Below are 3,990 nucleotides of genomic sequence, written 5' to 3'. Positions count from 1 at the left end.
TGTTAACCATTGCGGTATTTACTCCAAAGATTTAGATTTCATTATAATTATTAATTTTTAGATTTGTCTTTATACAAATCTTAAGAACATTTACTAGTATAACTGTCGAGTATAACGCCAATATTGATCAAATTTATCAATCATGTAACTTTGTTACAGAATCATTACAAACGCCGAAAAACCCTATGATGCCAACATTTATCGCTCCTAAAATTCAAATTTTGCGTGCCTTTTTGGACAAAAAAACACCATAATTCGGTTCATTTTTGATCAGATTACGGAGTTTTTTAAATCTTTTAATTTATTAGGCGTCTTAACCTTTTCTTTAAAATTCCAAAAGTAAGCTACCATAGGTGAACCCAGCGCCAAATCCAGTTAATAACACGCGCTTGCCGGTAAGATCAACTGCTTGATTGAGTTCATCTAACCCAATGGCAATCCCTGCTGACGATGTGTTCCCGTTATGCACCACGTTTGTCGCAAATTTCGCCATTGGTTCATCAAGGGCATTGGCAATGTATTCAATCAAACGCAAATTCGCTTGGTGCGGAATAAAATAATCCACATCCGCTGGCGTTAAGTCGTGGCCGGCCAAAAAATGACGAATATGTTGTGGAATGCGGGTTGTGACTTCATCATAAACCGCGCGCCCCATTTGTGAAAAAGCGTCAATTTTTGGATAATTGTCAGCTGACAATGTCTTCAAAGGGGCGATGCGACCCGAATGGACCACATCGGCATCTCCAATTGTGTGCATCTCTTCACCGGCAACCACACCATCATCCGCAACAGCTGTCAACACCACAGCGCCTGCACCATCGCCAAAAAAGACCGTGCTTGTTCGGTCAGTAAAATCCATCATTTTAGAATTGACTTCAGCTGAAATCACCAAGGCATTACGATACATCCCCGAACGCATAAACTTATCTGCAGTACTGAGTCCGAAAACAAAACCAGCACAAGCGGTCATAATGTCATACGCCCAGGCATTCTCCGCTTTTAAATTACGCTGCACTAAAGCAGCAGTCGATGGCGCTAAACCATCCGGTGTAAACGTCGTGACAATAATTAAATCAATGTCTGCTGCCGTCAGCGACGTTTTAGCCAATGCGCGTTCTGCCGCTTTTGTGGCCAAATCACTGGTATTTTCACCTTGTAATGAAATATGTCGTGTTTTAATCCCTGTGTGTGATTGAATCCAATCATCACTTGTATCCATAATTTCAGCAAGATCATCATTCGTCACAATATCATTTGGGACATAATGCGCACTTGCTAATATTTTACTTCCGGGCATCGTTATTTCCCCTCTAAACAGCTGTAACGGGACATATCATTTATCAAATTCAGACCTATTGGTCGTCACATTGACAAACTTTACCACGTTACACCCTCTTTTTATACTTATATTATTGTAGCGGATTTTATATAATACGCAAGTTGTTTGCCGCATCGCGCCATATCATCGTCGTCTGAACTGGTTGCGTATTATGCCAGTTAAACATCTCATAAACACTCATCGCTAAAACATCCGTTGATTCAAACGCAGCCTGTAACCGACTGCCAACGGGTAAAATACCTAATAAATCCCGCCACAACTCGTGTAACGTCGTGACATCATCCCCAAATGTCCATTGGAGTTCATAATCTTCACCAGCTTTAAAGACTAATATTGCGGCAACCACATGTTGTTTTGCCAATCTCACTATACTATGCTCAGGATCAAAATCTTGATGACCAAAGAGCCATTTGTCATAGTCAACGTTTGCTACTGGTGGATTGAAACGATGCGTGCGTTCATAATGATCACGCAATAATAGGACGAGTTCTGTTTGTAAATCACTGTCTAAATCAGCCACCGGCACCACCGGTTCGCCAGAAAAATCTCGAATATTTAATGTCGCAACATAGGTTTGACTCACACTTTCAAATCCATTATCAGCCAAAAATCCCCGACTGATTGGATTAGCAACAGACGCTATGAGTCCCTTTTGTTGTTGACGGGCACGTGCTTGTAGTGCCCAAAGTGTGGCCGCATCAAGATCATCTACTTGCGTGAGTTGATCGTACTGTGGATGATCAGGATCGGAAATAACGGTCATTGTCATAGGTTTTATCCTGTCTCTATCAAGTCACCAACCAAAAAGTCAGTTCAGAAATCTGAACTGACTCTTTAATGGTTTACTTAGTTGCCTGTAAGGCTTGTAAACGTTCTTGTGTCGCAGCTAACTTTGCTTGCCAATCGGCTAGCTTTTCTCGTTCAGCGGCAACAACGGCTTCCGGCGCTGAGTTGACAAATTTCTCATTGCCTAACTTGCCTTCAGCACGCTTTACTTCGCCAGTGAACTTCTTCACTTCACCTGACAAACGTGCAATTTCTTCATCAATGTCAATCAATTCAGCTAATGGCACATAAATTTCGGCCCCTGAAATAACTTGTGACATCGCCAAGTCTGGTGCGACAATATCGGCACCAATCGTTAATGACTTTGGATGCGCAAAACGATTGATATAGTCCGCGTTATCTTGGAAAATCTGCACCAAGCCAGCATCTGCTGTCTTAATCAACAAGTCAATTTCTGTTGACATTGGTGCATTGGCTTCTGAACGAATATTACGTACTGCCACAATCAAGTCTTGCAATGACTTAAAGGCTTTTTCAGCCGCCACATTCGTTAATTCTTCGTGGACAACTGGGTAACGGGTCACAGAGAAGTCCGCGTTTTGACCCGCTTGAGCTGGCATTTCTTGCCAAATGGCTTCCGTGACAAATGGCATAATCGGTTGCAAAAGACGTAATGTTTGGTCAAGGACATAGGCCAATGTTTGTTGTACTGGCGCCTTATCCCCGTCACCGTTCAACGTTTCCTTTGTCATTTCAATATACCAGTCGGCAAAGTCTGACCAGATAAAGTTATACAATTCACGGCCGGCTTCACCAAATTCGAACTTGTCAAAGTTACGGGTCACATTTTCAACGGTCGTGTTCAAACGTGACAAAATCCATTGATCAGCCAGCGTTAACTTATCCAAATCAGGTAATGTTGATGGGGTATCTTCTGACAAATTCATGATGACATAACGGGAAGCATTCCAAATCTTATTGATAAAGTTCCAGGCAGCGTCCATCTTGTCATACGTGAAACGCACATCTTGCCCTGGCGTTGAACCCGTTGCCAAGAACCAACGCAACGCATCGGCACCATACTTTTCAATCACGTCCATTGGGTCAACACCGTTGCCCAATGACTTTGACATTTTACGCCCCTCACCATCACGAATTAAGCCGTGAATCAAGACATTTTTAAATGGCCGTTGACCAGTAAATTCTTTTCCTTGGAACATCATCCGGGCTACCCAGAAGAAAATGATGTCATAACCCGTCACCAACGTGTTGGTTGGATAATAACGGGCATAATCACCAGTCGTATCTTCGGGCCAACCCATCGTTGAAAATGGCCACAAGGCTGAACTAAACCAAGTATCTAAGACATCTGGATCGCGTTCCCAGCCTTCGCCTTCAGGTGCTTCTGTACCCACGTAGATTTCTTCTTCGTCAGTGCCCTTATGCTTGTACCAAGCCGGAATTTGGTGTCCCCACCAAAGTTGACGTGAGATGACCCAATCGCGAATGTTTTCCATCCAACGCGTAAAGGTATCTTCAAAACGTGCTGGGACAAATTCAACTTTTTCATCCGGATTTTGTTGCATTGCCAACGCTTGTTCAGCCAATGGTGCCATTTTCACAAACCATTGCGTTGATAAGCGTGATTCAACCGGCACACCAGTCCGTTCAGAATGACCAACGGAGTGCACAATCGGTTCAACATTTAACATGTAGTCGCCAGCTTCCAGATCTGCCACAATTGCTTTACGTGCTTCAAAGCGTTCCATGCCGTTGTATGGACCAGCCAATTCGTTCAAATGGCCATCATCGGTCATCGTGTTGATCCGTTCCAGATCATGGCGGTTACCCACTTGGAAATCATT

Annotated in this window: 3 protein-coding genes; all 3 read right to left on the bottom strand. The window is 43.2% G+C overall.

All coding sequences use genetic code 11. The annotated features are described in order from the left end of the window. Positions 1-325: 325 nt before the first annotated feature. The gene (locus tag ACW12G_RS05090; RefSeq protein ID WP_029510304.1) at positions 326-1,297 is read right to left on the bottom strand and encodes a beta-ketoacyl-ACP synthase III; all 972 of its coding nucleotides are present in this window, start codon (positions 1,295-1,297) and stop codon (positions 326-328) included. Between the two features lie 127 nt (positions 1,298-1,424). Beyond that, complete coding sequence (locus ACW12G_RS05085) at positions 1,425-2,108, bottom strand: hypothetical protein (protein WP_455647420.1); 684 nt, start codon at positions 2,106-2,108, stop codon at positions 1,425-1,427. Between the two features lie 73 nt (positions 2,109-2,181). Further along, positions 2,182-3,990: valine--tRNA ligase (locus ACW12G_RS05080; RefSeq protein WP_455647419.1), on the bottom strand; the 1,809-nt coding region annotated here is incomplete at its 5' end.

The organism is Leuconostoc sp. (assembly GCF_965300815.1).
Note: the sequence above shows the minus strand (reverse complement) of the source record. Positions and strands in the feature narration are given on the sequence as shown.

Bases quoted from the DNA above. Each gene is read 5' to 3' on its own strand.
- ACW12G_RS05090 (WP_029510304.1), bottom strand. From the start codon at position 1,297: ATGCCCGGAAGTAAAATATTAGCAAGTGCGCATTATGTCCCAAATGAT.
- ACW12G_RS05085 (WP_455647420.1), bottom strand. From the start codon at position 2,108: ATGACAATGACCGTTATTTCCGATCCTGATCATCCACAGTACGATCAA.